The 25,797-nt window shown below is 68.2% G+C and carries 27 protein-coding genes; 16 read left to right on the top strand and 11 right to left on the bottom strand.

The annotated features are described in order from the left end of the window. Together AMD30_RS19740 and AMD30_RS19735 are read left to right on the top strand one after the other, a co-directional pair. On the top strand, positions 1-202 hold a 202-nt coding region (locus AMD30_RS19740; RefSeq protein WP_442902729.1), incomplete at its 5' end, for an arsenic resistance protein. Continuing rightward, on the top strand, positions 195-605 hold the full coding sequence (locus tag AMD30_RS19735) for an arsenate-mycothiol transferase ArsC (protein ID WP_055476802.1): 411 nt from the start codon (positions 195-197) through the stop codon (positions 603-605). The genes AMD30_RS19740 and AMD30_RS19735, both read left to right, overlap by 8 nt. Before the next feature lie 114 nt (positions 606-719). Here the strand turns inward: AMD30_RS19735 and AMD30_RS19730 are convergent, their stop codons facing one another. Together AMD30_RS19730 and AMD30_RS19725 are read right to left on the bottom strand one after the other, a co-directional pair. Beyond that, positions 720-992 (bottom strand): hypothetical protein, encoded by a 273-nt coding sequence (locus AMD30_RS19730; protein ID WP_055476801.1) that lies wholly within the window; start codon positions 990-992, stop codon positions 720-722. A 46-nt stretch (positions 993-1,038) separates the two neighbouring features. Continuing rightward, complete coding sequence (locus AMD30_RS19725; RefSeq protein ID WP_055476800.1) at positions 1,039-1,521, bottom strand: ArsI/CadI family heavy metal resistance metalloenzyme; 483 nt, start codon at positions 1,519-1,521, stop codon at positions 1,039-1,041. 100 nt (positions 1,522-1,621) lie between these two features. Between AMD30_RS19725 and AMD30_RS19720 the strand changes: the two genes are divergently transcribed. Next, on the top strand, positions 1,622-1,984 hold the full coding sequence (locus AMD30_RS19720) for an Rv2640c family ArsR-like transcriptional regulator (RefSeq protein WP_010844176.1): 363 nt from the start codon (positions 1,622-1,624) through the stop codon (positions 1,982-1,984). A gap of 39 nt (positions 1,985-2,023) precedes the next feature. Here AMD30_RS19720 and AMD30_RS19715 read toward each other — a convergent pair whose 3' ends face one another. Further along, the gene (locus AMD30_RS19715) at positions 2,024-2,263 is read right to left on the bottom strand and encodes a three-helix bundle dimerization domain-containing protein (protein WP_010844177.1); all 240 of its coding nucleotides are present in this window, start codon (positions 2,261-2,263) and stop codon (positions 2,024-2,026) included. 148 nt (positions 2,264-2,411) lie between these two features. On the opposite strand from AMD30_RS19715, the gene AMD30_RS19710 reads away from it, so the two are divergent. The 4 genes from AMD30_RS19710 (at position 2,412) to AMD30_RS19695 (ending at position 5,707) form a co-directional block, all read left to right on the top strand. Next, entirely contained in the window at positions 2,412-2,621 is a 210-nt protein-coding gene (locus AMD30_RS19710; protein WP_010844178.1) for a hypothetical protein, read from the top strand. A 108-nt stretch (positions 2,622-2,729) separates the two neighbouring features. Next, on the top strand, positions 2,730-3,416 hold the full coding sequence (locus AMD30_RS19705; protein WP_055476799.1) for a DUF899 domain-containing protein: 687 nt from the start codon (positions 2,730-2,732) through the stop codon (positions 3,414-3,416). A 94-nt stretch (positions 3,417-3,510) separates the two neighbouring features. Next, positions 3,511-4,233, top strand: a complete 723-nt coding sequence (locus AMD30_RS19700; protein WP_055476798.1) for a response regulator transcription factor — start codon at positions 3,511-3,513, stop codon at positions 4,231-4,233. Next, positions 4,226-5,707, top strand: a complete 1,482-nt coding sequence (locus AMD30_RS19695; protein WP_055476797.1) for a sensor histidine kinase — start codon at positions 4,226-4,228, stop codon at positions 5,705-5,707. The genes AMD30_RS19700 and AMD30_RS19695 overlap by 8 nt, the downstream gene beginning before the upstream one ends. On the opposite strand, the gene AMD30_RS19690 is transcribed toward AMD30_RS19695, so the two are convergent. Both AMD30_RS19690 and AMD30_RS19685 read right to left on the bottom strand, forming a co-directional pair. Continuing rightward, positions 5,704-6,543: a hypothetical protein gene (locus AMD30_RS19690; protein WP_010844182.1), complete on the bottom strand. Its 840-nt coding sequence runs from the start codon at positions 6,541-6,543 to the stop codon at positions 5,704-5,706. The two genes, AMD30_RS19695 and AMD30_RS19690, sit on opposite strands and share 4 nt — an antisense overlap. 34 nt (positions 6,544-6,577) lie before the next feature. Next, entirely contained in the window at positions 6,578-7,678 is a 1,101-nt protein-coding gene (locus AMD30_RS19685; protein ID WP_442902728.1) for a DNA adenine methylase, read from the bottom strand. A gap of 99 nt (positions 7,679-7,777) precedes the next feature. Between AMD30_RS19685 and AMD30_RS19680 the strand changes: the two genes are divergently transcribed. Continuing rightward, entirely contained in the window at positions 7,778-8,203 is a 426-nt protein-coding gene (locus tag AMD30_RS19680) for an HIT family protein (RefSeq protein WP_055476795.1), read from the top strand. A 90-nt stretch (positions 8,204-8,293) separates the two neighbouring features. Here the strand turns inward: AMD30_RS19680 and AMD30_RS19675 are convergent, their stop codons facing one another. Further along, complete coding sequence (locus tag AMD30_RS19675; protein ID WP_055476794.1) at positions 8,294-10,414, bottom strand: RecQ family ATP-dependent DNA helicase; 2,121 nt, start codon at positions 10,412-10,414, stop codon at positions 8,294-8,296. 127 nt (positions 10,415-10,541) lie between these two features. Here AMD30_RS19675 and AMD30_RS19670 point away from each other — a divergent pair, with 127 nt between their 5' ends. The 3 genes from AMD30_RS19670 to purD all read left to right on the top strand — a co-directional run bounded on the left by AMD30_RS19670 (position 10,542) and on the right by purD (position 15,241). Continuing rightward, positions 10,542-11,807, top strand: a complete 1,266-nt coding sequence (locus tag AMD30_RS19670; protein ID WP_055476793.1) for a bifunctional glycosyltransferase family 2/GtrA family protein — start codon at positions 10,542-10,544, stop codon at positions 11,805-11,807. After that, complete coding sequence (locus AMD30_RS19665) at positions 11,804-13,861, top strand: glycosyltransferase family 39 protein (RefSeq protein ID WP_055476792.1); 2,058 nt, start codon at positions 11,804-11,806, stop codon at positions 13,859-13,861. The genes AMD30_RS19670 and AMD30_RS19665 overlap by 4 nt, the downstream gene beginning before the upstream one ends. Before the next feature lie 126 nt (positions 13,862-13,987). After that, positions 13,988-15,241, top strand: coding sequence for a phosphoribosylamine--glycine ligase (gene purD / locus AMD30_RS19660; protein ID WP_197282812.1), 1,254 nt, complete (start codon positions 13,988-13,990; stop codon positions 15,239-15,241). 12 nt (positions 15,242-15,253) lie between these two features. Here purD and AMD30_RS19655 read toward each other — a convergent pair whose 3' ends face one another. The 3 genes from AMD30_RS19655 to AMD30_RS19645 all read right to left on the bottom strand — a co-directional run bounded on the left by AMD30_RS19655 (position 15,254) and on the right by AMD30_RS19645 (position 17,657). Beyond that, positions 15,254-16,216, bottom strand: coding sequence for an alpha/beta hydrolase (locus AMD30_RS19655; protein WP_014925421.1), 963 nt, complete (start codon positions 16,214-16,216; stop codon positions 15,254-15,256). Between the two features lie 132 nt (positions 16,217-16,348). Beyond that, positions 16,349-16,831, bottom strand: coding sequence for a nucleoside deaminase (locus AMD30_RS19650; RefSeq protein WP_055476803.1), 483 nt, complete (start codon positions 16,829-16,831; stop codon positions 16,349-16,351). Positions 16,832-16,901: 70 nt separating this feature from the next. Beyond that, entirely contained in the window at positions 16,902-17,657 is a 756-nt protein-coding gene (locus tag AMD30_RS19645; RefSeq protein ID WP_055476790.1) for a DUF6882 domain-containing protein, read from the bottom strand. 252 nt (positions 17,658-17,909) lie between these two features. Here AMD30_RS19645 and AMD30_RS19640 point away from each other — a divergent pair, with 252 nt between their 5' ends. The 3 genes from AMD30_RS19640 (at position 17,910) to purB (ending at position 20,521) form a co-directional block, all read left to right on the top strand. Continuing rightward, positions 17,910-18,503, top strand: a complete 594-nt coding sequence (locus tag AMD30_RS19640) for a TetR/AcrR family transcriptional regulator (protein WP_193363251.1) — start codon at positions 17,910-17,912, stop codon at positions 18,501-18,503. 90 nt (positions 18,504-18,593) lie between these two features. After that, positions 18,594-18,995, top strand: a complete 402-nt coding sequence (locus AMD30_RS19635) for a hypothetical protein (RefSeq protein WP_014925426.1) — start codon at positions 18,594-18,596, stop codon at positions 18,993-18,995. A 98-nt stretch (positions 18,996-19,093) separates the two neighbouring features. Next, the gene (gene purB / locus AMD30_RS19630) at positions 19,094-20,521 is read left to right on the top strand and encodes an adenylosuccinate lyase (protein WP_055476789.1); all 1,428 of its coding nucleotides are present in this window, start codon (positions 19,094-19,096) and stop codon (positions 20,519-20,521) included. 61 nt (positions 20,522-20,582) lie between these two features. On the opposite strand, the gene AMD30_RS19625 is transcribed toward purB, so the two are convergent. Next, entirely contained in the window at positions 20,583-20,870 is a 288-nt protein-coding gene (locus tag AMD30_RS19625; RefSeq protein WP_055476788.1) for a SelT/SelW/SelH family protein, read from the bottom strand. Between the two features lie 89 nt (positions 20,871-20,959). Between AMD30_RS19625 and AMD30_RS19620 the strand changes: the two genes are divergently transcribed. Together AMD30_RS19620 and AMD30_RS19615 are read left to right on the top strand one after the other, a co-directional pair. Next, on the top strand, positions 20,960-21,859 hold the full coding sequence (locus AMD30_RS19620; RefSeq protein WP_055476787.1) for a phosphoribosylaminoimidazolesuccinocarboxamide synthase: 900 nt from the start codon (positions 20,960-20,962) through the stop codon (positions 21,857-21,859). Beyond that, on the top strand, positions 21,856-24,021 hold the full coding sequence (locus tag AMD30_RS19615) for a S9 family peptidase (protein WP_055476786.1): 2,166 nt from the start codon (positions 21,856-21,858) through the stop codon (positions 24,019-24,021). Before AMD30_RS19620 ends, AMD30_RS19615 begins: the two co-directional genes overlap by 4 nt. A gap of 143 nt (positions 24,022-24,164) precedes the next feature. On the opposite strand, the gene AMD30_RS19610 is transcribed toward AMD30_RS19615, so the two are convergent. Further along, positions 24,165-25,712, bottom strand: coding sequence for a DHA2 family efflux MFS transporter permease subunit (locus AMD30_RS19610; RefSeq protein ID WP_055476785.1), 1,548 nt, complete (start codon positions 25,710-25,712; stop codon positions 24,165-24,167). Positions 25,713-25,797 lie beyond the last annotated feature (85 nt).

The raw sequence follows: 25,797 nt of genomic DNA, 5'->3' as shown, positions 1-25,797 counted from the left end.
CGCCGCCGGCAACAACTTCGAGCTGGCCATCGCCGTTGCGATCGCGACCTATGGTGCGACCTCCGGTCAGGCTCTTGCCGGAGTCATCGGCCCACTCATCGAGGTGCCCGTCCTCGTCGCGCTCGTGTACGTCTCCCTCGCGCTGCGCAAGAGGTTCACCGGAGTCATCGATCCGACCAAGGAGCCGGTACGTGATGCCTGACCCATACGACGTGCTGTTCGTCTGCGTGAGCAACCGCGGCAAATCCGTGATGGCCGAACACCTCACGTCAACGGTCACCGGCCGGATCGCCGCCTCGTCGGCCGGCACCGTCGCGAAGATCGGCGGCCAGGTCAACGAATTGTCCGCCCAGGTGCTCGCCGAGGTCGGCGCCGACGTCACCGGACATCAACCGCGGCAACTCACCGACGAACTGATGCGCGCGGCGGATCTGGTCGTGGTGGTCGGGACCGCCGAGGTCACTCCGCCGGAGGGGGTCGACGTCGAGGTGTGGAACACCGTCGAACCCTCTGCTCGAGGCGTCGACGGCATCGAGCGGATGCGGCTGATCCGCGACGACATCACCGCACGCATCCGCGACCTCGCCGGCCGTCTGGACCGATAGACAGCTCTGGAGCGACGGCGGGGTGCAGCCCCCAAACCCATCACAGATCGACAAACCCACACCCGATCCAGGTCTTGGTCGGTCCATCTGTGGTGGGTTTGCCGCCCGGGTGGTTCAGAACGGCGGTGGGTTGGCAGCGTTCCACGCGTCGACTTCGCGACGGTGGGCGGTGGTGCGGGTGGCTCGCTGCTCGGCGAGGTGACTGCGTGCCGGATGATCAGGCGGGCGTCCGGGTACGAGGTAGCCGAACAGGTCGCGGCCGCAGTGGGTGATGACGTCGACGAGCTCCCCGGGAGACAACTCGAAGTCGGAAAGCGCTGCGGGCAGCGAGGACTCGGCTTCGGGCCTCTCGCCCGAAGTGTCTGTGCCGTCACCCCCGAACTGCATGACTCAAACATACGGGCACCCTCCGACAAGAATGTGCTGCGCTCGTTCAGCAGCAGGCCGTGCGGGCACCGGGTGAATCGGAGGCGCCACCGCAACACGCCGCGCCCTGCTGATCTCCGTCGACTTCGTTCGCTTCCAACAACTTCGGGCTGACGCCGAAGGTTTCGGAGTCGGCGAGCACGGTGTAGACCTCCCATTTCTCGTCGCTCGGGCCGGTCACCCACACCTTGTCCTGGGTCGCGAAGCAACAGGTCGAGTTGATCTCCTCCTGTGTGAACAGGCCCTCGTCGGAGAGTCGGGCGATCTCGGAGTGCACCTTCTCGCTCGACTCGACTTCGACGCCGAGGTGGTTGATGGTGCCGCCGCGGCCCGGATTCTCCAGAAGCACCAGCTTCAACGGAGGTTCGGCGATCGCGAAGTTCGCGTAACCGGGCTTCCGTTTCGCCGGGGCGGTGTCGAACAGCTTGGCGTAGAACTCGACGGCGGCACCGAGATCATCGACATTGAGTGCGAGCTGGATACGGGACATGACGAGCCACCTTTACCTGTGAGATATATGTCTAATCGGGGTCGTCCTTGCAGGATGCCACCTTTTCGACATATGTCAATAGGAGGGGTAGGGTCGGATCATGCCGAAGACCTTGCCGATGGTCGACATCAGTGCCCCCATCTGTTGTGCGCCGGTGTCGGCGGCACCACTCGACGACGCCACTGCTCTCGAGATCGCGTTGCGGCTCAAGGCTCTTGCCGACCCTGCGCGGATCAAGCTCGTCTCGATCCTCCTCGCCGACGACGGCGACGGGATCTGCACGTGCGACCTCGCGACAGCCGTCGGACTCACCGAGGCGACGACGAGCCACCATCTGGGTCAGCTGCGAAAAGCCGGGATGGTCTCGCCCGAGCGTCGCGGGATGAACGTCTATTATCGGTCGAGACCCGAATCGTTGGAAGCCCTCCGCAACGTCCTCAGCGCCACCACCGGCTGCTGCTGACCACGTGACCGGGCGTCACGGTGTCATCCCCCGTTTCGGTCACTCCCCGACGTGCGGCGGGACCGAGGCGGGATCGGCCATGACGTCGGTGCCGCCGAGATCCTTGTTCGCGCGTCGTTCGACGAGGAGTGGCACGAAGTCGCGGACCTCGGTGCCGTCGAAGTGCTGGTATGCCTTCTCGACCGCGGCGGCGACGTCGTTGGGCGAACGGTGCGAGTAGAGGCCGATGAGCCGGTCCTGGACTTCGCTGATCTGACGACGCTCGTCATGGGCATCCATGGACACAATTTAGTCCGAACGCGACAATGTGGACCGTCACGATGAAGAGATTCATCGACCGTTCATCTCGCCGCCATCGACGTTCCACCCCGGTCGGTGGACGGCGGTTCCGCGAGCGGTTAACGATCGAAGAACCTACGATGACCCCATGGTTCGCTCGCGACGATCTGTCGATCCCGTCGCACAGGCGCAGGCCCGGGTGCTGGTTGACGAGCTGGAACGCGTCGCCGACTCACTCGTGGAGAGCCTGCAGGCCGGTCGAGGCGGCGAGAAGGCTCTGCGAACCGCGCGCCGGGAACTGTACGAGGTCCGCGAGCACGTGCGCCGGCTCCAGGCGGCCTACGAACTCACCGCCTAGGCAGGTGCCGTTCCCGCGGTGCGATGAATTTCGGAGCAAGGGCGGGTCTTACCCGGTGAACTGTTCTCATCACCGAGCGAAAGGCACTGTCATGCGAGAGGCATCTTCGTGAGTACGGCACTCCCACCCGTGGCCGACCGCGAGACCTGGGCGACGGCGCTGGCCGACCTGCGCCGCCGCGAGAAGGCGGCGACCCGCGAACTCGACGCCGTCGCCGCGCAGCGTCGCCGACTCCCCATGGTCGAGATGGACGACTATGTCCTGACCGGGCCCGACGGACCGGTTCGGCTGGTCGATGTCTTCGACGGACGCTCACAGCTGATCGTCTACAACCACATGTGGACCGACGGCGCCGAGTTCCAGTGCCCGGGTTGCACCGGCTTCACCACCCAGTTCAGCCGGCTCGACTACCTCGCCGACTACGACGCGCGCTTCGTCATCATCACGCACGGGACGATCGAGGAGGCGCTTGCCTACAAGCAGCGCGTCGGCAATCGGATGGACTGGTATTCCTCGGCGGGTACGACCTTCTCGGCGGATGTCGATGCCGCGCCGGGGGAGGGGTTCGCGGTCAACGTCTTCCTCCGCGACGGCGATACGGTGTACCGCACCTGGCATTCCACCGGACGGGGCACCGAACAACTCGGCTTCACGTTCGGACTCCTCGACGTGCTGCCCTACGGGCGTCAGGAGGAGTGGCAGGACTCTCCGGACGGATGGCCACAGAGCCCGACCTACTCCCGCTGGCGCGGTTCGGAAGAGATCGCCGCGGCGTACGGTCACCCCGACGCTTGAGGCTGCGGCCTCGGTGAAACCGCTGGTCAACGCTCACAGGAATCTCCCAGCGTGCCTACAGTGAGATACCAGGGCGTCCTGGGAGTCTGATCGTGTGAGTGAAGCGGCGAATCAGAACGGCACGCGCGGGGCGAAGGTCCTCGTCCTCGACGACGAGGAGAACATCCGTCAGCTGTTGTCGGTGTCGCTGAAATTCCAGGGGTACGAGGTCGAGACCGCCGCCGACGGTCCGGCGGCTCTCGACAGGTGCCGCGCCGCCAAACCCGACGTCCTCGTCCTCGACGTGATGATGCCGGGCATGGACGGGTTCGGGCTCCTGCGCCGCCTGCGTGCCGACGGGGTGGAGGCACCCGCGCTGTTCCTGTCGGCGCGGGACACGGTGGAGGACAAGATCAACGGCCTGACCATCGGCGGCGACGACTACGTGACCAAACCGTTCAGCCTCGAAGAGGTCGTGGCCCGCCTGCAGGTGCTGTTGCGGCGCAGTGGTTTCGACGATCAGCAGCGCGCGTCGTCGAAGATCACCTTCGCCGACATCGAACTCGACGACGAGACCCACGAGGTGTTCAAGGCGGGCGAGTTGGTTCCGCTCTCGCCGACGGAGTTCACCCTGCTGCGCTACTTCATGGTCAATGCGGGCACGGTGCTGTCCAAACCGCGCATCCTCGACCATGTCTGGAACTACGACTTCGGGGGAGAGGTGAACGTCGTCGAATCCTATGTGTCGTACCTGCGACGCAAACTGGACACCGGCGACAAGCGACTCATCCACACCCTCCGCGGAGTGGGTTACGTGATGCGAGAGCCCCGTGACTGATCGGGCGGTGGCCGGCACCGGTCGCGGGACGCGCAAGCGCGGTCTTCCGCTGCGGATCTCGCTGGTGGCCCTGACCGTGTTGCTCGTCGCCGTCGGGCTGCTCGCCTCCGGGATCGCGGTGACCTCGTCGATGCGTCAGGACCTCATCGCGCGCGCCGACGAGGGACTGACGAACGCGATACGCACGTGGGCCGAACCCCGTGGATTCCTCGGCGACGGACCCGGCCCGCCCGGACCGCGCCGGCCGCCGTCGCCCTATTACGTCGAGTCCATCGTCTACGGTCCCGGTGGGGTCTCGACCGACAATGTCTACAACCAGTTCGACGACGCCCCCGACCTCGACGGACTGGCTCGCGACAACGCCGGACCCGTGACCGTCCCGTCCGTCGACGGAGACGGCCCACAATGGCGGGTTATCAAGCGTAGCAACAGCTTCGGCAGATCCATCGTGGCCACGCCGATGTCCGACATCGACGACACGGTGAGCAGGCTGATCTGGCTGCAGATCGGGATCGGTGTGCTGGTCGTCCTGCTGATCGGGGTGCTGAGCTATGTCCTGGTGCGCACCGGTCTGCGTCCGCTCCGGCGGGTCGAGGAGACCGCGCACGAGATCGCGGAGGGGAACCTGACCCGGCGCGTCCCGCCGGCGCCGGCCAACACCGAGGTCGGCAGCCTGTCGGACTCGCTGAACCGGATGCTCGGGCAGATCCAGCACGCCTTCGCCTCGACCGCCGCATCCGAACAGCAGGCGCGCGCCTCCGAGGAGCGGATGCGACGCTTCGTCGCCGACGCCAGCCACGAATTGCGGACACCGCTCACGTCCATCAAGGGCTTCGCCGAACTCTATTCACAGCACGGCGTTGCCGATGTCCCCGATCTTCCCGATGTCACCGATGCGATGCGACGCATCGACGACGAGGCCGGCCGGATGAACCTGCTGGTGGAGGACCTGCTGATGCTCGCGCGACTCGATGCCGCGCGTCCTGTCGATTCCGCGCCCGTGGACCTGCTCGGCCTGGCCGCCGACGCCGTGCAGAGCGCACGGGCCGCCGCGCCCGATCGTGAGATCCGACTCGACGTCGTCGCGGGCGATCGTCCGCCGGTGGTCCTCGGCGACGGGCCGCGTCTGGTGCAGGTGCTGCGCAACCTCATCGGCAACGCCGTGAACCACACGCCGACCGACGCCTCGATCACGGTCGGGGTGACCGTCGACGACCGTCCGGACACCGGCGAGGCGGTGCTGACCGTCACCGACACCGGCCCGGGACTCACGGCGGAGGATGCCGAGCACGTCTTCGAGCGGTTCTACCGCGGTGACTCCTCGCGGCACCGCGGCGACGGCGGTGGTAGCGGTCTGGGTCTGTCGATCGTCGCCGCCCTGGTGGCCGCGCACGGCGGGCGCGTGGGCGTCGACACGAGTCCTGGTGCGGGAGCGTCGTTCTGGGTGAGGCTGCCGCTCGCCGACGTCGACTAGATCAACCGCCGGAGCTTCGCGAAGTCGGTGACGTCGTCGCGGAACCGGTCGAGTCCGACGAGTGTGTACATCCCGTCGATCTGGCGTGTCACCCACAGCTGATGGATGCGGCGCAGGTCGGATTGCCGTGACTTCCAGCCGATCCCGTCGATCACCGCGAGAACCAGCTGGGTCGGCAACCGCACCTCGGCCATCTCCTCGATCTCGCGAACCGCGTCGGTGAGTTTGGAGCCGGTCGAGTCGAAACCCTTGGCCGCCACCACGATGTCGGCCGACGACGGGTCGCCGACGATCAGGTCGGCGGGCGCGGTCCGCCCGTTGCGTCCCGCGAACCGCGACCGGGTGACGTAGTCGAGTCCGATGTCGCGGGCGATGTCCTCGATCTCGTCCTCGATACGCCGACCCGACGCTCCCGCGCGCGTGGCGGTGGCGCGGGTGCCGGCGCGCGCCACCAGGATGTCGGCGAAGGTGAACGTGCGCGACAACTGGGTGCGCAGCATGCGGACGAGGTCGAACTCGGTGTCGAGCCAGGTCACCAACTCGACCGGCTGCGCCCGTGCCAGCGCGTGCCAGCCGCTGGTGTCGAACCGGTCGCGCAGCGCGTTCTTCAGCTTCTCCTGGGACAGCCCGACCGCGAGGCCGAGGACGGGGACGTCTGTGGGGTTGTCCCTCACCCAGGCCGCGAGACCCGCGATGTCGGTGTCGAGGAGTTCGCCGAGGCGCGCGGTGGCCTGGGTGATCCGCTCTGCCTCCGGCGTCGACGCGGTCGGGTCCACATGAGACGTCAACCGTCCCAACGATGTCAGGTAGTCGTCGAAGTCGCCCGCGGTGCTCATGTGTGTCGCCGTGTCGTCAGGGGGTATCCGCCGGTCAGTCCCGGCCGATGAAGAGGTACTCGCTGACGTCGCGGCGCGTCGCGGCCGCGTGGGTGCCGAAACTGTACTTGTGGTCGATCGCGATGACCTCCACCGACGGCTTGACCTTCCCGAGCAGGTCGACGATCCGATCCTTGCCGGGCAACGCATTCGACGAGTACGACAGCACGATCGCGCCGGCGCCCTCGAAATGCTCGAAGGTGCGCAAGAGGGCGTCCTCGATGGTCCGCTTGTAGGCGAACGGGGTGAAGCGTTTCGGCAGCTTCTTGGTCTTGGTGTTCTCCATGATGCTCATGCCGCGCCAGTAGGCCGACAATCCCTCGAGGAAGTGATAGCGCTTGATGTAGTCGTTGTCGTCGGTCGGGGGCGCGTACGGAGGGTCGAGGTAGACCAGATCCGGCGGTTCGGACCACGGCAGTTCGAGGTCGAAGATGTCGCCTTGGACGCTGCGGCTGCTGCGCGCATTGCTGAACACCGTGGCGTTGTAGTCCCCGGCGGCTCGGAGACGGAAGTGGTCGCGCAAGGACATGGTCAGATCGCGCCGGCCGTCGGCGTACCGCGTCGAGTCGGTGAAGGTGAACACGCCCCGCGGTTGCTTGCGTGCGGCCGAGAGCACCAGGGCGGCGATCGCGAGGTCGCGGCGGTACCCGCGCAGAAGGTCGACGTGCGACCACGCCGAGTCGAGGAAGGCCCGGTCCTCGGGGGTGAAGTACAGGCCGTCGAAGGTCCGTGAGATGTAGTCGCGATCGTCGGCGGCGGGACCGCAGATCGCCTCGATCAGTTCGGGCTCCAGCCGGACACTCGAATTGGCCACCGACGCGCGGGTGATGATGTGCGGGAAGTTGAGGAAGTCGTTGCTGACGACCTCGAAGCCCTGCGCCTTCAGCAGGTAGGACACGACTCCGGAACCGGAGAACGCATCGACCGCGGTGGACCCGCCGATCTCGGCGAAGGTGCGTTCGAGATGGGGCAGCAGACGGTACTTCGACCCCATGTACCGAAGACGCGGGAACCGTTGGGCGCGGGCCAGGACGTCGCTGGATCCGACGACGGATCGGGGGGTTCGTCCCGCCCCGGATGACTCTGGCCCACTCACACCGAAAGGATGTCATGGAACCCCGACACTTTCGCCGACGACACCCGCCGTGGCCGTGGGGGTCATCTGTCTCCGAGGCACACCACTAGACTCGCGCCCATGGCATCGGTCTTCAGCATGATCATCAACGGCGATCTCCCCGGCCGGTTCGTCTGGAAGGACGGCGAGGCGGTCGCGTTCCTCACCATCGAACCGGTCACGCCCGGTCACGTCCTGGTGGTTCCCCGTGCCGAGGTCGATCACTGGGAGCAGATGGACACCGCCGCGTTCGCCCATCTCAGTGCGGTCGCGCAGAACGTGGGACGCGCGGTCAAGGACGCCTTCGACGCTCCCCGGATGGGTCTGCTGATCGCCGGCCTCGAAGTGCCGCACGTGCACGTCCACGTGTTCCCCGGGGTGTCGCTCGAGACCTTCGACCTCGCCAACGCGAACAAGAACCCCCGTCCCGAGGACCTCGACGCCGCGGCCGAGAAGATCCGCGCGAGCCTGCGTTCCCTCGGCTACGGCGAGTACGTCGCCGACTGACCCCACCGTCTGCAAACCCACCACTTTTCGGCAAACCCACACCCCTGCGAGGGGGTGGGTTTGCCGAAAAAGGGTGGGTTTGCGGAGAGCTCACACCGTCCGGTGGATCAGCAGGGGTAACACCGCGGTCGCGCCCGCTTCGCGGAGGGCGGCGGCGGCCAGGGTGATCGGCCAGCCCGAGCTGTTGGCGTCGACCACGAGCATCACGTTGCGGCCCGCGACGTCGGGCGGGTCGCCGAGATGGTCCCGCCAGTAGGCGGCTTCGACGGCGCCGGTCGCGTCGGCGGGTGGGTCACCCATGCGCACGGGGAAACTGCCGCCATCGCGTTTTCCGACCTTCCGCAGGTGTTCGGCCAGGGTCTCGGCGAGTGCGGTGCCGGTCAGGCGTAGTGACACGATGACGTCGGCGCGGATGCCGGTGTCGCGCACCCACGCGGACAGTGTCGCGACCGCGGCGTCGCCCAACTCGGCCACCGCTCGCTCGTTACCGTTGCGGGCGGCGGCGAGCACCTCGACCCATTCCGGGGCGTCGGCGTGGGCCAGGACGCGCCCCGGCGCGGCGAGCAGGTCCGCGGGAATCCGTCCGCGACGGCCGAATTCGCCGCCCGGCCACATCTTGCGCGGATCCAGGGTCTGCGCCTTGCGGCGGAGCGTCGACGTGACGGTGCGGACGGTCTCGTCGTCGACGGTGTCGGTGAGTCCGTCGCTGAGCGCGCCGCGGCAGACCGAGCATCGCCCGCAGTCCGCGGCCTGGGGATCGTCGAGCGATTCGGTCAGGAGCCGCATCAAGCAGGTGCGCCCCGCGATGTAGGCGCGCATGATGTCGGCCTCCCGGCGGCGTACGGCGAGAATGCCGTCGTAGTGCGCGGCGTCGTAGGTCCAGGGCTTGCCGGTGACGACCCAGCCGTCGGGGGTCCGGTCGGTGACGCCGTCCACGGCCAGTTGCTTGAGCATCAATTCGATCCGGGTACGACGGAACCGGGTTGCGGCCTCGAGCTGCACCACCGACTGCGGCTCGTCCGCGGCGTCCAGGGCGCTGAGGAGGTCACGCATCTTGTCCGGGTCGGGGATCGTCGCGGTCGCGAAGTGATCCCAGATCCGGTCGTCGGTCTGCGACGCCAGGAGCATGACGACGGCATCGTCGAGGGCGCGCCCGGCACGACCGACCTGCTGGTAGTAGGAGACCGGCGACGGTGGTGACCCGACATGCACGACGAAACCGAGATCGGGTTTGTCATAACCCATTCCGAGTGCCGACGTCGCGACCAGCGCCTTGACCTCGTTGCGCAGCAGTGCGTCCTCTAGTTCGTGGCGACGGTCGGCGTCGAGCTGGCCGGTGTAGGCGGCCACCGCGACCGCGTCGCCGTGGACGGCTCGGATGGCCTCGACCAGACGGTCGGCGTCGGCGACGGTCAGCACGTACACGATGCCCGAGCCCGGGAGGGCGGGCAGCGACTGCGCCACCCAGCCGTACCGCTGGACCGGCGAGAGTCCGTCGATGACGTTGAGGTGCAGCGACTTCCGTGCGAGCGGCCCGCGGAGGACCAGGGTCGGCTCGCCGGCGGTGCCGGCATCGAGCTGGGCGGCGACGTCGGCGGTGACACGCGCGTTGGCGGTGGCGGTGGTGGCCAGCACCGGCGTGGTCGGGTTGACGGTGCGCAGCACGTCCGCCACGCGGCGGTAGTCCGGACGGAAATCGTGACCCCAGTCGGAGACCGCGTGCGCCTCGTCGATGACGAGCAGACCCAGGTTGCCGGCGAGGGCGTCGAGGACTCGGCGGCCGAAGCCCGGGTTGGCGAGCCGTTCGGGTGACACGAGCAGGACGTCGAGGTCGCCGGCCCGCAGCTGCGCCTCGATCGTCGACCACTCGTCGACGTTCGACGAGTTGAGCGTGGCCGCCGACAACCCGCCGCGGGCGGCTGCCGAGACCTGGTCGCGCATGAGGGACAGCAGCGGCGACACGATGAGGGTCGGTCCACCGCCACCGGCCCGGATGATCGCGGTCGCCGACCAGTAGACCGCCGACTTGCCCCATCCCGTCGCCTGGACCACCAGGACCCGCGCGCCGCGCTCGGCGGGGTCGACGGGGCGGCCGGCCAGCGCGGTCACGGCCCGGAGCTGATCCTCACGCAGCGCGGCGCCCTCACCGGCCAGGCTGGTGATGACGCGGTTGGCGGCGGTCAGCTGATCCGGGGCGAGGGTTGCGGGCATGTGCCCAATGTAGTTGCGGCCTCGGACACGCCCCCGGTGTCCGTCCACACGCCCCGGTCAGGCGTTCACAGGAACCCGGCAGCTCGCACGCAGGGTGACGCGAGGCTGGGAGCCCACTGTGGTCCGCATGATCCCAGAAGCACCGCCGGGCACCACCGCGCAGATGTACACACTCACCGACACCTCCACGCCGAATCCGGTACTCGACATCGTCGTACCCGTTCACAATGAACAGGCCGACATCGCGTCGTCGGTGCGTCGCCTCGCCGATCACCTGCGTCTGCACGTGCCCTACGCCTCGCGCATCACCATCGCCGACAACGCCAGCACCGACGACACCCTCGCCATCGCCGTCGCACTGGCGGGTGAGCTCGACGGCATGCGCGTCGTCCATCTGGAGCAGAAGGGACGCGGTCGCGCGCTGAGCGCGGTGTGGCAGCACAGCGACGCCGAGATCGTCGCCTACTGCGACGTCGACCTGTCGACCGATCTCAACGCCCTCATGCCGCTCATCGCCCCTCTCGTCTCGCGGCATTCCGACATCGCGATCGGCACGCGCCTCAGCCGTTCCGCGCGCGTCGTCCGGGGGCCCAAGCGCGAGTTCATCTCCCGCTCGTACAACCTGATGCTGCGAACAGCGATGGGGGCCAGGTTCTCCGACGCCCAGTGCGGGTTCAAGGCCATGCGGACCGACATCGCGCGCGAGCTGCTGCCGTTCGTCGCCGACACCGGCTGGTTCTTCGACACCGAACTCCTGGTCCTCGCCGAGCAGATCGGTCTGCGTATCGCGGAGGTGCCGGTGGACTGGGTCGACGACCCCGACAGCACCGTCGACATCGTGCCGACGGCGATCGCCGACCTCAAAGGTTGTGCGCGCGTGGGTCTCGCGCTGGCGATGGGTCGGTTGCCGATCGCTGAACTGCGCGAGTCCATCGGCCGGGACCGGGCCGCGGGACCGCAGCTCGACGGAGTGCCGACGGGCTTGGTCGGGCAGCTGGCGCGTTTCTGCGTGGTGGGCGTCGCCTCGACGCTGGCCTACGCGGTACTGTTCCTGGCCCTCCACTCCTTCCTCGGCGCCCAGATCTCGAATGTGGTGGCCCTCGCGATCACCGCCGTCCTCAACACCGCCGCCAACCGGCGGTTCAGCTTCGGCATCCGCGGCCGTGACAACGCATTGCGCCATCAGCTCTTCGGTCTGGGCGTCTTCCTCTTCGGCTGGCTGGTCACCTCGGGTGCACTGCTCGTGCTCCACACCGTCGCTCCCGACGCGACCAAACACATCGAACTCATGATCCTGGTGACCGCGAACCTGGTGGCCACACTCACCCGGTTCATCGGTCTCCGCTGGGTGTTCCGCAAGGCGGTCACTCACCACACGGAGGTCGTCGCATGAGCACCACCCTCGTTCCGCCGTCGAATTCCGTTGCACCCGAGAATCCCTCTGGAGTCACAGGTCCGGCCTCCGAAAACACTCGCTGGGAACGTCTCTCGCTGGCGCTGCTGCTGATCGGCACCACGGTCGGCTACCTGTGGAACCTGTCGATCAACGGGTGGGCCAACTCCTTCTACTCGGCGGCCATTCAAGCCGGCTCGAAGTCGTGGAAGGCCTGGTTGTTCGGTTCCTCGGACATGGCGAACTCCATCACGGTCGACAAACCACCTGCCTCGCTGTGGATTCCGGGTCTCAGCGCGCGGATCTTCGGGGTGAACTCGTGGTCCATCCTGGTGCCCGAGGCGCTGATGGGCGTCGCCTCGGTGGCGCTGCTCTACCTGATCACCCGGAAGTACCTCGGCCACTGGGCCGGCATCCTCGCGGGAGCGATCCTCGCGGTGACACCGGTCGCGGCGATGATGTTCCGCTTCGACAATCCCGAGGCGCTGCTCATCCTGCTGATGATCGCGGCCGTCTGGTCGATGATGAAGGGGCTCGAGGACGGTCGCTGGCGGTGGCTGATCCTGACCGGGGTGTTCGTCGGATTCGGCTTCCTCACCAAACAGCTCCAGGTCATGCTGATCGTGCCGCCGCTGGCGGTCACCTACCTCGCCTTCGGCCCACGCGGGTGGTTGCGCCGGGTCGGGCAGCTGTTCGCCGCGCTGGGCGCGATGATCGTCAGTGCGGGCTGGTGGATTCTGGCGGTAGAGCTGTGGCCCGCGTCGTCGCGCCCGTACATCGGTGGCTCGCAGAACAACTCGATCCTCGAACTGACCCTCGGCTACAACGGGCTCGGCCGGCTCAACGGCAACGAGACCGGTGCCGTCGTCCCCGGTGGTGGCGGAAACGCGATGGAGGGCATGGGCGGTGGCATGGGTGGTCCCGGCGGTGGCGGTGGCGGTGGCGCATGGGGTGAGACCGGCTGGCTGCGGATGTTCGAACCCGCGCAGGGCGGTCAGATCGCCTGGCTCATCCCGACGGGACTGCTTCTCGCCGTCGTGGCGCTCGTGCTCATCGGGAGGGCCCGACGTACCGACCCGCGGCGTGCGTATCTGGTCGTCTGGGCGCTCTGGCTGCTTGTCACGATGGGTGTTTTCAGCTTCATGGCCGGGATATTCCACCAGTACTACACCGCGGCACTGGCTCCCGCGGTCGCCGCGGTCGTCGCCGGTGGCGCCGCGGCGTGCTGGTCGCGCCGGGACCGGTTGTGGGTGCGGATCGCGCTGGGGATTTCAGTTGCGATCGCCGCGATCTGGGGCCATGTCCTGCTGGGCCGCACTCCCGACTTCGTGCCGTGGCTCCGGTTCGCCGTCCTCGTCGTCGGGCTCGCCGCGGCGGTGGCCATGGTCTTCGTCCGGCGTCGGAGCATCGCGGCCGCAGCCCTCGTCGGGGCCGTCATTGCCGGTCTGGCCGGCCCGGTGGCCTACACCGTGGACACCATCGCGACCGAGAAGAGCGGATCCATCATCACCGCCGGACCCCGGGTCGACAGCGAGTTCGGCCCCGGTGGACAGGGAGGCCCGGGTGGACCTGCAGGTCGGGGCATGCCCGCGATGCCTCCGCAGGGCATGGGTGGTCCCGGCGGCCAGGGGATGCCCGGCATGACCCAGCAGGGCGCGGACGGTCGTGGCGGTGGGGGACTGCTGCGCGGGTCGACCCCCTCGGCGGCCGTCGTCGACACACTGAGTGCCGACGCCGGCGACTACACCTGGGTCGCCGCTGCCGTCGGATCGATGTCGGCCTCCGGGTACCAGCTCGAGACCGGCCACTCGGTGATGCCGATCGGCGGGTTCAACGGAAGTGACCCGTCGCCGACGCTGGCGGAATTCCAAGAGCTCGTCGCCGCGAAGGAGATCCACTACTTCGTCGGCGGCTCGGGTCCCGGCATGGGTGGTGGCATGGGAGGGAACTCGACCCAACCGTCGTCGCAGATCAGCACCTGGGTGCAGGAGAACTTCACCGCCGTCACCGTCGACGGCGTGACCATGTACGACCTCACCATGCCCACGAGCTGACCGGCTCGCTCACCGGCGAACGGCAGCAGGCGTCGTGCCCCGACGCCTGCTGCCCGTCGGCGTCCCGCTGTTCGACGTCGACGACCGTTCGGCCGGCCCCGGGGAGCGACCGTTAGAGTCGTGGACGTGCGCGTACTCGTGATCGGCTCGGGCGGCCGCGAACATGCCCTCCTCATCGGTCTCCGGAACGATCCGGCGGTCACCGACCTGCACGTCGCCCCCGGTAACGCCGGCACCTCGTCGATCGCCACGAACCATCCCGTCGACGCCGTCTCCGGCGACGCCGTCGTCGCCCTGGCGCGTGAGATCGACGCCGACCTCGTGGTCATCGGTCCCGAGGTGCCCCTGGTCCTCGGCGTCGCCGACGCACTAAGGGCCGACGGGATCGCCACCTTCGGCCCGAGTGCGCAGGCCGCACAGATCGAGGGGTCCAAGGCGTTCGCCAAAGACGTGATGGCGGCTGCGGGGGTCAAAACCGCCCACGCGGAGATCGTCGACAACCCCGCTCGGCTCGACGCCGCTCTCGATCGTTTCGGACCCACCTGGGTCGTCAAGGACGACGGCCTCGCGGCCGGCAAGGGCGTCGTCGTCACCCAGGACCGCGTCATCGCCCGCGACCACGCCGCCGAGTGCCTCGAGAGCGGGCACCCGGTCCTCCTGGAGAGCTTCCTCGACGGGCCGGAGGTGTCGCTGTTCTGCCTCGTCGACGGCGAGACCGTGGTGCCGTTGCTCCCCGCGCAGGACCACAAGCGGGTCGGCGACAACGACGCCGGACCGAACACCGGCGGCATGGGCGCCTACACGCCGCTGCCCTGGTTGCCCGCCGAGGTGACTGCGCGCATCGTCGACGAGGTCGTGAAACCCGTTGCCGCGGAGATGGTTCGACGCGGTATCCCGTTCTCCGGTCTGCTGTACGCGGGTCTGGCGATCGGGTCGGACGGACCCGCCGTCGTCGAATTCAACTGCCGCTTCGGCGATCCGGAGACCCAGGCCGTGCTGGCTCTGCTCGAATCCCCACTCGGGCAGGCGTTGCACGCGACCGCGACCGGTACCCTCGCCGATCTGCCGCCCCTGCAGTGGCGCGACGGCGCCGCGGTCACCGTGGTGGTCGCGGCGGAGAACTACCCCGGCAAGCCGCGGACCGGGGACATCATCACCGGTGCCGACGCCGACGGGGTGCTGCACGCCGGCACCGCGCTCAACGACGATGGCGCCGTCGTCTCCTCCGGCGGACGGGTTCTCGCCGTGGTGGGCACCGGCGCCGACCTCGCCGAGGCCCGCGAGCAGGCCTACGCGCGCATCGCGAACATCAAGCTCCCCGGTTCCCACTTCCGCAGCGACATCGGCCGCAACGCCCTCGAGGGCCGGATCAGCATCTGAGCGAAACCCGGGTCAGACAGCCAGGTTGCGCCCGAGGAACTCGACCTGCTCGGGCAGGACGCTGCGCCAGTAGCGGTTGGTGTGACCCCCGGCCGCGGTCCCGAAGGCGGCGGGAGGGCGGAGACCGGCGGCCCACTGGCGCGTGTAGGTGTAGAACTGGTCGCTCGAGCCGATGTTGATCAGCAGCGGGATCTTCGCGAACTTCGGCTGGGCGCCGAACAGCGAATTGGCCTGATAGTCGGCGATGCCGTCGAAGGCGCGAGGCGGGAAGTTGCGCGGGTCGGCCCACATCGCGGGCGAGCTGACCGCCACCGCGGCGACGCGCGGCGACCCCAGCATCGCGGCCAGGCGCAGCGCGCCGTAGCCGCCCATCGACCAGCCGAAGAGCCCGATCCGCTCGGTCGACAGATCCAGGTCGGGGTTGCCGGCCAGCATCGGCAGGAATTCGTCGAGGATCATGGCGCCGCCGTCGGTGCCGTCGGTGCGCCGGTGGTAGTAATTGCGCCCGACGTCGGCGGCCGCCAGAGCGAACGGAGCGTTTCCGGCGTCGACGTACTGCTGCATCACCGTCTGCATCTCGAGCTTCGGTCCGAAGATCGATTTCTCGTTGGTGTTCAGCGCGTGCAGGACGACGACGACGGGGAGCCTGCCCGTGACCCCGTTCGGCCGGGCGACGGCCCACCGCGTGTCGCGGCCGCCCATCCGAGCGGACCGGAAGCTGCCCGTGATCAGCGGCGGACCCCCGGTGACCGGCGGCGGCGAGGCCTCGACCGGCAGTTCGTCGTCGGCCCGGCCCTCCAGGTTGCGTGGCTGCACGGACGTCGGCGGGGTCGAGCTCGAGCACGCGGCGACCCCGAGCGCGGCGGCGCCGAGTCCGGCCGCCAGGACAGCACGACGACCGACGACGGCGCGGCGGGTCTCGTCGGGACTGCTGCGGTCGTCGGGATCGCTGGTGGGTGGCGGCACTCGGGTCATCGAGTCAACAGGGTAATGGCCGACCCCCGTCTCGCGGCAACGGATCGGCGCCCGCCGCGCGCCGATGTGAGGAATCTGGCTCATCCGCGGCGCGTACGACGGTCGTTCGCAGGACAGCGATCGCCGCAGATCTCAACCGTGTTGCCAGAATCCGGCATGGACCTCGCGTGCCGCGTCGAGGGCGACCGGACCACGGACGACGATCGGTCGGCTGCCTGCGTCGAAGATCCGGCGGCACGGCATCGCCAGCGTCGGATTCGCGGGGTCGTCGCCGGCCATCTCCCGCAGGTCGTCCTCGCCGAGTGCATAGACGACGGTGCCGATCCCGGCCCAGTAGATCGCTCCCGAGCACATGGCGCACGGTTCGGTGCTGGTGTACAGCGTCAGCTCGGCCCGGGTCGCGAGGTCGAGGTGCCCCACCGCGCGCACGACGTTGGTCTCGGCGTGCCCGGTCGGGTCACCCGCGGTATCGACGGAGTTCATACCTTCGGCCACGACGCCGCCGTCCGGCGCCACCAGAAGAGAGCCGAACGGATGATCGCCACGGGCGCGGGCCTGGGCGGCGAGCTCGATCGCACGCCGGAGATGGATGTCGTCACGGTCGTCGGGGGACATGTCCCCGATGGTCGCACGGTTCGCCACCGGCGACGCGGTCGGAGGACAGGGGCGGAGAAAGCCGCGGGGGTCAGGCCTGCCCGACGAGTTCACAGCTGAAGTCGACGGGCCGCGCGCGTCGGTCGAACTCGACGTGTGCCACCGACTCGCCATCGGTGACGTCGCAGATCGGCGACCGCCCGCCGTCGGAACCGGTCCGCCAGCTGATGTGCCAGCCGCGCCGCGCGGCCATCCCGTGGATCGCCACCCGATGATCGTTGACCGCAAGAGATCTCATCACCGTCGGCATCGTCGTGGCGAAGTCGGCGAAGCTCGGTTCGGGGAGTGCGACGTCGTCGAGGAGGTACACCGCGAGTTCCCCGTCGTCGAGTCGTGCCGTCCAGTACGGACTGATCCCGGTGCTCTCGACCGCGGCCGCGGCCACGATGTCGATCGCCTGCGTCCGGTAGCCGGTGATCTGATCGCGGGACAGGTTGGGCGGCAACGGCACCCGGGGAACGGCGAAGTCGTCGACGCCGAATCGGGCACCGACGTCCCGTAGCGCGGATGCGGGACCGGACGGTTCGCCGCGGGGATGAGCCCAGCCCCACACGATCGCGTCCGTTTCGATCACCGCGATCAGGATGGCCCGCGAACGGAACGGGTCGTGCTGCCCATCCTGGCCGGGAGGGGATGTCGAGGTGAAGACGACGGCCCGCTCCGCCGGGTCGCAGCGCGCCTCGAAGTTCCCCAGCCGCTCGCGGAGGAAACCGGCGAACGCGACCTGTCGCAGACAGGTGTAGAGCGCCGCGTAATCGGCGACAGCGTGGAGGCCGTCGAACTGCATGCGCTCACGGTAACCGCGGGCATGGGCGTCGTACCCCGGTGTCCGATGTCCGACTGACGAGGCCGCCGGGCCGCAGCCGGGAGCGTAGCGAGCGGGCGACATCGGCCCGCAGCCGGGAGCACAGCGAGCGGGCGACATCCAAACGGACGTTCCTGGAGGTCAGCGGACTTATACGGGAATCCTCCTGCGCGTGCGCCGCTTTCGTGAAAGCGATACGACGGTACCGACCCTTTGGCAGCATGAACATCCATGATGACCTCGGCAGCGACACCGAAGGGTGCGCGGCGGCGGTCTCGATTGATCGAGGCTGCCGGTGAGCTGTTGCTCGAAGGCGGCTTCGACGCCGTGCGTCATCGTGCGGTGGCCGAGCGCGCGCAGCTCCCGTTGGCGTCGACGACCTACTACTTCGGCTCGCTCGACGACCTGATGGCCGAGGCCGCCGCCAACCTGTGCGCGCACGACGAGGCCGCAGTCTCCGCGCGCTGCAACGCTCTTCCGCGACGGCACCGGGGGAGCGCGGCGACGGCGGGCGTGCTCGCCGACGTCTTCGTCGGCTCCGACACCACCCTCCAGCAACTGTCCGCGCGATACGAGATGATCGCGCTCGCGGCGCGCCACCCCCTCCTGCGCGACGTCGTCGCCGCGCGGGGACAGTCGCTGGCCCTCCATCACTGCGAGGTGCTGGTCAAATCCCACCGTGTCGCCGACCCCGTGCACATCGCGCAACTGATCGGCATCGAAGACGGTGCCATCGTCGGCGCGCTCAGCCAGACCGCGGTGCGGCCCGTCGACGCCGTGCGCGACGCACTGCTCGACATCGTCGACGTCCTCGCCCCCCGGGAGTGACCCGCCAGGCGAACCTAGTGAATCGGCCGCGTGCTCCGCGTGACGATGACACGATGGAGCGTCAGGTCACCAAACGGGGAAGGGGATCGTGTGTCGGGACGACGGTGGATTCTGGGGATCGGAGCCGCGCTCGGCGCGGCGGTGATGAGCACGACCGCACTTCTGGCCCCGTCGGCGCAGGCGGCGCCGGCCGGCCGGGTCGATGCGTCGGTCCCGCTCTCCTCGGCGGTGTACGGCACCGGCTGCACGTATCCGCTGACGGTGGCGGTCAACTCGTCCGGCTGGGTCGAGTTCTTCGAGGTCAAGGCGGGCCTGCCGCCGCGCTTCGTGGGACGCGACCTGCCCCAGGGCGCGCTCGCCTCGACCACCTGGGTCCCGCACCGCATCGGCGACAAGTACCTGTATGCCGTGCAGAACGGGAAGGTCTCGCAGCCGACGTTCGTCCGCGTGCGGCAGGGCTACGGCTCCAACGGAGCGTGCTTCGCCTTCTGAGGCCGACGGTGGTCCCACCGCAGGTGGACCGCAAGTAGATGGCAGGTGGACCGAACAGGGGTTTCGGTTTGTCTCCGGCGGCAACCTACACTGGGCGGGTGTCGAAGCCCGCCATCGCCAACGTCCTGGCCAGCCGCTATGCCTCCGCCGACCTCGCCGAGCTGTGGTCGGCGACCACCAAGATCGAACTCGAACGGCGACTGTGGATCGCGGTGCTCAAGGCTCAGCGCGACCTCGGCATCGACGTACCGGCGGATGCCATCGCGGATTACGAGCGCGTCGTCGACCAGGTCGACCTCGCGTCGATCGCCGACCGTGAACGCGTCACCCGCCACGACGTGAAGGCCCGGATCGAGGAGTTCAACGCCCTGGCCGGTCACGAGCAGATCCACAAGGGCATGACCAGCCGGGATCTCACCGAGAACGTCGAGCAGCTGCAGATCCTGCGGTCACTCGAGCACGTCCACGCGCACGGGGTCGCGGTGCTGGCCCGCATCGTCGCACTGGCGGCCGACTACTCCTCGACGGTCATGGCCGGGCGCAGTCACAACGTCGCCGCCCAGGCGACCACCCTCGGCAAGCGGTTCGCCTCGGCGGCCGACGAACTCATGATCGCGCTGACCCGGCTGCGTGAGCTCATCGATCGCTATCCACTGCGCGGTATCAAGGGTCCGATGGGCACCTCGCAGGACATGCTCGACCTGCTCGGCGGCGACGCCACCAAACTCGCCGACCTCGAGGACCGCGTCGCCGCCCATCTCGGGTTCGCGCGCTCGTTCACCTCGGTCGGCCAGATCTACCCTCGTTCGCTCGACCACGATGTGGTCTCGGCTCTCGTGCAGATGGCCGCGGCGCCGTCGTCGCTGGCCCACACCATCCGACTGATGGCCGGCCACGAGCTCGTGACCGAGGGCTTCCAGCCCGGCCAGGTCGGCAGCTCGGCGATGCCGCACAAGATGAACACCCGCAGCTGTGAGCGCGTCAACGGGCTCGCCGTCGTGCTCCGGGGTTACGGCTCGATGGCCGCGGAACTGGCCGGCGCGCAATGGAACGAGGGCGACGTCTTCTGCTCGGTGGTGCGCCGCGTGGCCCTGCCCGACGCCTTCTTCGCGATCGACGGACTGATGGAGACCTTCCTGACCGTTCTCGCCGAGTTCGGCGCCTACCCGGCGGTGATCGCCAACGAACTCGACCGGTACCTGCCGTTCCTGGCGACCACGAAGGTCCTGATGGCCGCGGTCCGCGCCGGTGTCGGCCGGGAGACCGCGCACGAGGCGATCAAGGAGAACGCCGTCGCCGTCGCACTGGCCATGCGAGAGGAAGGGCGGGAACCCGACCTGCTCGACCGGCTCGCCGCCGACGATCGTCTTCCGCTCGACCGGGCCCAGCTCGACGAGCTGCTGGCCGACAAGACCGCCTTCGTGGGTGCCGCCGAGCAGCAGGTCGCCGATGTGATCGCGGCCGCGGAGAAGATCATCGGGCAGTACCCGGACGCCGCGGGTTACACGCCGGCGCCGATTCTCTAGTACGTCTGTAGACCCTTCGTGACGCCCCTCCGCAAGCTCCGGGGCTCCTCAGGGATCGGGGTCATTCCGGCGCGGTGGCGTCGCCGTGCCCGAGCTGCCAGTCCGGCAGGGCGGTGTCGCGGACCCGCCGCTTGAGTTCGGGAGCGCCGGGGAAGCCGCCGTCACTCTTGCGTTCCCAGATCTGGGTGCCGTCGACGTCGATGACGAACACGCCACCGGTGCCGGGGACGAGTGTCACCGAGCCGATCTCGGTGCCGAAGGTGTTGAGCAGTTCCGAGGCCATCCACGACGCTCGCAGCAGCCAGTTGCACTGCGTGCAGTAGGTGATGGTGATATGCGGCTCGCTCATCGGTCCAGGATCGCAGACCCCGCGGCCCGGGGCCGGACGGGAGGTCCCTGCCGCCCCGCGTGGACACCTCACCCTCTAGGGTCGAGTCCATGCGTCCTGAACTGCAGTCCTACCGGCATCTGGCGTCGGGGAAGGTCCGCGAGATCTACGAGATCGACGCCGACACCCTGCTGCTGGTGGCGTCCGACCGGATCTCGGCCTACGACCACGTCCTCAGTCCCGCGATCCCCGACAAGGGACGCATATTGACGGCGATGAGCTTCTACTGGTTCGACGAGCTCGGGGTGCCCAACCACCTGGCCGGCGGGCCGACCGACGACCGAATCCCGGCGCGAGTGCTGGGTCGGTCGATGGTGGTCCGCCGACTGCCCATGGTGCAGGTCGAATGCGTCGCCCGCGGCTACCTGACCGGCTCGGGCCTGCTCGACTACCAGGCGACCGGAGCGGTGTGCGGCGTCGAACTGCCGGCAGGTCTGGCGGAGGCGACCAAGCTCCCCGAACCGATCTTCACCCCGGCCACGAAGGCGGAGCAGGGTGAGCACGACGAGAACATCAGTTTCGAGCGGGTCGTCGAGCAGGAGGGGCAGGAGCTGGCGCAGGCGTTGCGGTCGGCCACACTCGACATCTACGCACGCGGCGCGGCGGTCGCCGCCGAGCGCGGAATCATCCTCGCCGACACCAAGTTCGAGTTCGGCCGCGGGGCCGACGGGGAACTCGTCCTGGCCGACGAGGTGCTCACCCCCGACTCGTCGCGGTACTGGGAGGCCGCCACCTACGAGCCGGGCAAGGTGCAGCCGAGCTTCGACAAGCAGATCGTGCGGAATTGGCTCACGAGTGCGGAATCCGGCTGGGACAGAGCGTCCGACGAGGCGCCGCCGGAGCTGCCCGACGACGTCGTCGACCGCACGCGCCAGCGTTACATCGATGCCTACGAGTGGATCTCGCAGAAGTCCTTTGCCGATTGGCCCGACGCGGAGGTGGTCTCGTGACCGAGGAGAAGACCGTGGCCGTCCACGACGCGACCCCGCCGGTCGCCAAGAAGGTGCCGACCGAGCGCACCCACCACGGCGACACCTTCGTCGACGATTACGAATGGTTGCGCGACAAGGACGATCCAGAGGTGATCGCCTACCTCGAGGCGCAGAACGCCTTCACCGAATCGCACACGGCCCAGCTGGCGGACCTGCGCGCGCAGATCTTCGACGAGATCAAGAGTCGTACCAAGGAAACCGACATGTCGGTGCCCAACCGGCGCGGCCGGTACTGGTACTACGGGCGCACCCATGAGGGCAAGCAGTATTCGACGTCCTGCCGCTGTCCGATCCGGTCCGACGACGACTGGACCCCGCCGGAGGTCGGCGACGACCCGCTGCCCGGCGAGGAGATCCTGCTCGACGCCAATGTCGAGGCCGAGGGCCATGACTTCTTCAGCCTCGGGGCGCTGACCGTCAGCGACGACGGGAACTGGCTGGCCTACAGCATCGACGTCGTCGGGGACGAGCGATACACCCTGCGCGTCAAGGACCTTCGCAGTGGCGAGCTGCTCCCCGACGAGGTGCGCGACACGTCGGGGGGTGCGGTCTGGTCGGCGGACGCCCGGCACGTCTTCTACTCGACGGTCGATGCCGCGTGGCGTCCGGACACGGTGTGGCGCCACGACATCGGCGCCGGCTCGGCCGATGTGAAGGTCTTCCACGAGCCCGACGAGCGGTTCTGGGTCGGGATGGGCACCACGCGAAGTGACAAGTACCTGGTCATCGGTGTCGGTTCCAAGATCACCTCGGAGAGCTATCTGCTCGCCGCCGACGACCCGACGGGTGAGTTCCGCAGTGTCGCACCGCGAGTCGACGGAGTCGAGTACAGCGTCGAACATGCGGTCATCGACGGCGAGGACTACCTCGTCATCGTGCACAACGATGTCCGGGACGGGCAGAAGGCGGAGAACTTCGCCATCGACCTCGCACCTGTCGACGATCCGTCGGCACGCCGGGAACTCATCGCGCACGACCCGCAGCGCCGTATCGAGGATCTCGACGCCTTCGCCGACTACCTGGTCCTGTCCTACCGCCGGGATGCACTGCCGCGGCTCGCGATCGCCGATCTCCGCCAGATCGACGGCATCCCGTCCGAGTCGGACTTCGCCGAGGTCACCTTCGATCAGGAGCTCAGTTCGGCGGGCCTCGGGGCCAACCCGGAATGGAGTGCCCCCAAGCTCCGCATCGGGTACGGCAGCTTCATCGAGCCGGCCGAACTGTTCGAGCTCGACGTCGCCTCCGGCGAGCGGACCCTGCTCAAGCGGCAGCCGGTCCTGGGCGGCTACGACCCGGCCGACTACGTGCAGTCCCGCGAGTGGGCCGTCGCCGAGGACGGCACCCGCATCCCGCTGTCGGTGGTGCGCCGCAAGGAGACCGACGCCGCCAAGCCCGCGCCGCTACTGCTGTACGGTTACGGCTCCTACGAGGCGAGCATCGATCCGTACTTCTCGGTGGCGCGACTGTCGATGCTCGACCGCGGCATGGTGTTCGTCCTGGCCCACATCCGCGGCGGTGGCGAGATGGGTCGCCACTGGTACGAGAACGGCAAGGAACTCAGCAAGCGCAACACCTTCACCGACTTCGTCGCGGCGGCCCGTCATCTCGTCGACACAGGTTGGACGACACCGCAGCAGATGGTCGCCGAAGGCGGGTCCGCGGGTGGACTGCTGATGGGTGCGGTCGCGAACCTGGCGCCCGAGTTGTTCAACGGGATTCTGGCGTCGGTGCCGTTCGTCGACGCCCTGAACTCGATCCTCGATCCGTCCCTGCCCCTCACGGTGATCGAGTGGGACGAGTGGGGTGACCCGTTGCACGACCCGAAGGTCTACGAGTACATGAAGACCTACACGCCCTATGAGAACGTCGAGGCGAAGCCGTACCCGCCCATTCTCGCGCAGACGTCGCTGAACGACACCCGGGTGCTGTTCACCGAGGCGGCGAAATGGGTTGCGCGGCTTCAGGAGAAGTCCACATCCGACAACCCGGTCCTGCTCAAGACCGAGATGTCGGCCGGTCACGGCGGCGTCAGTGGGCGCTACAAGCAGTGGGAAGAAGTGGCGTTCGAGCTGGCGTGGATCCTCCAGCAGTCCGGCGCACTCGACCGCGCCGCTGGTTGAGTCTCCCTCCCGCTGGTTGAGTCCCCCTCCCGCTGGTTGAGCTCGTCGAAACCACGAAGCCCCGTTCGACCGAGTCGAACGGGGCTTCGTCGTGTGGTCTCGACAAGCTCAACCAGCAAGGGAGAGCTCGACCAGCAGGGCCGTCAGTGCATCATGATCGGACCGCGGTCCATGTCCTCTTCGGTGAGCGACGAGGCGATCTTCTTGCGCGGCAGGAAGAACGCCGGGATCAGCGTGAGCACGATCAGGACCACCGAGATGGTGAACGTGTTGGAGAACACGTCCGCCGCGGTCTCGAAGAACGACTCCGGCAGCGGATCCGGCACTCCCGGGGGCAACGGCGCGTCGGAGGTGTTGGCCATGATCGCCAATCCTGCCTCCGGCTTGCTTGCGAGACTGCTCGCCAGGATCACCGAGATCACCGCGGTGCCGATCGAGGTCGCCGACTGCTGGATCACGTTGAGCAGCGTCGAGCCGTCGGGGACTTGCGGGTTGCTCAGCGTCGCGAGCGCCGCGGACATGATCGGCATCATCGTCATACCCATGCCGAGGCCCTGGACGAACAACGAGCCGCAGATCAACCAGTAGGAGGTCTCCGCGCCCAGGAACATGAACGTGCTCAGGCCGATCACGATGAGGACGATGCCGCCGAGCACGAACTTGCCCGGACCCATCTTGTCGGTGAGGCGACCGGCGATCGGCATGGTGAGCATGGCACCGATGCCCTGCGGGGCGAGCAGTAGGCCGGCGGTCAGCGTGGACTCGCCGCGCACGCCGATGAAGTACTGCGGGAACAGCAGGGCCGCACCGAAGAACGCGACCATGAACAGCACCATCGTGATGACCGAGATGCTCAGCGTGCGATTGGCGAACAGACGCAGGTCGAGCAACGGGTTCTTCTTGCGCAGGGCGTGGAAGATGAAGGCGACGATCAGGATGGCACCGATGATGGTCGGCACCAGGACCGACGCGGACACAAAGGTCCGGTGCTCGGCGCTCGAGGATATGCCGAAGAGGAAGAGCGCGAGGCCCGGCGACAGCAGGAGCAGGCCGACGACGTCGATCGAGGAGCGCTTGGTCTCGGCATCGTCACGCAGGACGATCCACGAGAAGACCAGTGCGCCGATGCCGATCGGCACGTTGATCAGGAAGATCCAGTGCCAGCTGAGCTGCTCGATGAGGACGCCGCCCAGGATCGGACCCGAGATCGGGCCGAGGAGCATCGGGATACCGAGAACGGCCATGACCGAGCCGACACGCTCGGGTCCGGCGGCCTTGGTCAGCATCATCATGCCGATGGGCATCAGCATGCCGCCGCCCAGTCCCTGGATCACGCGGAACGCGACGAGCATCCCGATGTTCGGCGCCAGCGCGCAGAGCACCGAGCCCAGCGTGAAGAGGACCAGCGAGACGAGGTAGACGCGCTTGGTGCCGAAACGTGAAGCCGCCCAACTCGACAGCGGGATCACCGCGGCCAGCGCCAGGGTGTAACCGGTCGCCGTCCAGGCGGCACCGGCCGCGTCGGTGCCGAACTCCTGCTGGAAGGTGTTCTGCGCGACGGCGACCACGGTGACGTCGAGGATCGACATGATCGCGCCGAGCACGACCACGCCGGCGACCAACAGGACGTGTCGGTCCAGCTTGGTGTCCGGTGGGCCTTCGTGCAGGTGACCACCTGTGGATGAAGTCATTCGGGTGTTCCTATCGGTCGGACGAGATCTGTGCAGGCCGCACCGACTCGCGCTCGAGGTGGCGGGCGGGAGTCTGGTGCGAACC

Source organism: Gordonia sp. HS-NH1, from assembly GCF_001418765.1.
Taxonomy (GTDB): domain Bacteria; phylum Actinomycetota; class Actinomycetes; order Mycobacteriales; family Mycobacteriaceae; genus Gordonia.
The sequence above is the reverse complement of the archived record's forward strand: the minus strand, read 5'-3'. Positions and strand labels throughout refer to the sequence as shown.

What these genes read in the sequence shown, in the direction of transcription:
- AMD30_RS19735 (WP_055476802.1), top strand. Translation starts at nt 195, where the DNA reads ATGCCTGACCCATACGACGTGCTGTTCGTCTGCGTGAGCAACCGCGGC.
- AMD30_RS19730 (WP_055476801.1), bottom strand. Translation starts at nt 992, where the DNA reads ATGCAGTTCGGGGGTGACGGCACAGACACTTCGGGCGAGAGGCCCGAA.
- AMD30_RS19725 (WP_055476800.1), bottom strand. Translation starts at nt 1,521, where the DNA reads ATGTCCCGTATCCAGCTCGCACTCAATGTCGATGATCTCGGTGCCGCC.
- AMD30_RS19720 (WP_010844176.1), top strand. Translation starts at nt 1,622, where the DNA reads ATGCCGAAGACCTTGCCGATGGTCGACATCAGTGCCCCCATCTGTTGT.
- AMD30_RS19715 (WP_010844177.1), bottom strand. Translation starts at nt 2,263, where the DNA reads ATGGATGCCCATGACGAGCGTCGTCAGATCAGCGAAGTCCAGGACCGG.
- AMD30_RS19710 (WP_010844178.1), top strand. Translation starts at nt 2,412, where the DNA reads ATGGTTCGCTCGCGACGATCTGTCGATCCCGTCGCACAGGCGCAGGCC.
- AMD30_RS19690 (WP_010844182.1), bottom strand. Translation starts at nt 6,543, where the DNA reads ATGAGCACCGCGGGCGACTTCGACGACTACCTGACATCGTTGGGACGG.
- AMD30_RS19680 (WP_055476795.1), top strand. Translation starts at nt 7,778, where the DNA reads ATGGCATCGGTCTTCAGCATGATCATCAACGGCGATCTCCCCGGCCGG.
- AMD30_RS19675 (WP_055476794.1), bottom strand. Translation starts at nt 10,414, where the DNA reads ATGCCCGCAACCCTCGCCCCGGATCAGCTGACCGCCGCCAACCGCGTC.
- AMD30_RS19670 (WP_055476793.1), top strand. Translation starts at nt 10,542, where the DNA reads ATGATCCCAGAAGCACCGCCGGGCACCACCGCGCAGATGTACACACTC.
- AMD30_RS19665 (WP_055476792.1), top strand. Translation starts at nt 11,804, where the DNA reads ATGAGCACCACCCTCGTTCCGCCGTCGAATTCCGTTGCACCCGAGAAT.
- AMD30_RS19655 (WP_014925421.1), bottom strand. Translation starts at nt 16,216, where the DNA reads ATGACCCGAGTGCCGCCACCCACCAGCGATCCCGACGACCGCAGCAGT.
- AMD30_RS19650 (WP_055476803.1), bottom strand. Translation starts at nt 16,831, where the DNA reads ATGTCCCCCGACGACCGTGACGACATCCATCTCCGGCGTGCGATCGAG.
- AMD30_RS19645 (WP_055476790.1), bottom strand. Translation starts at nt 17,657, where the DNA reads ATGCAGTTCGACGGCCTCCACGCTGTCGCCGATTACGCGGCGCTCTAC.
- AMD30_RS19640 (WP_193363251.1), top strand. Translation starts at nt 17,910, where the DNA reads ATGACCTCGGCAGCGACACCGAAGGGTGCGCGGCGGCGGTCTCGATTG.
- AMD30_RS19625 (WP_055476788.1), bottom strand. Translation starts at nt 20,870, where the DNA reads ATGAGCGAGCCGCATATCACCATCACCTACTGCACGCAGTGCAACTGG.
- AMD30_RS19620 (WP_055476787.1), top strand. Translation starts at nt 20,960, where the DNA reads ATGCGTCCTGAACTGCAGTCCTACCGGCATCTGGCGTCGGGGAAGGTC.
- AMD30_RS19610 (WP_055476785.1), bottom strand. Translation starts at nt 25,712, where the DNA reads ATGACTTCATCCACAGGTGGTCACCTGCACGAAGGCCCACCGGACACC.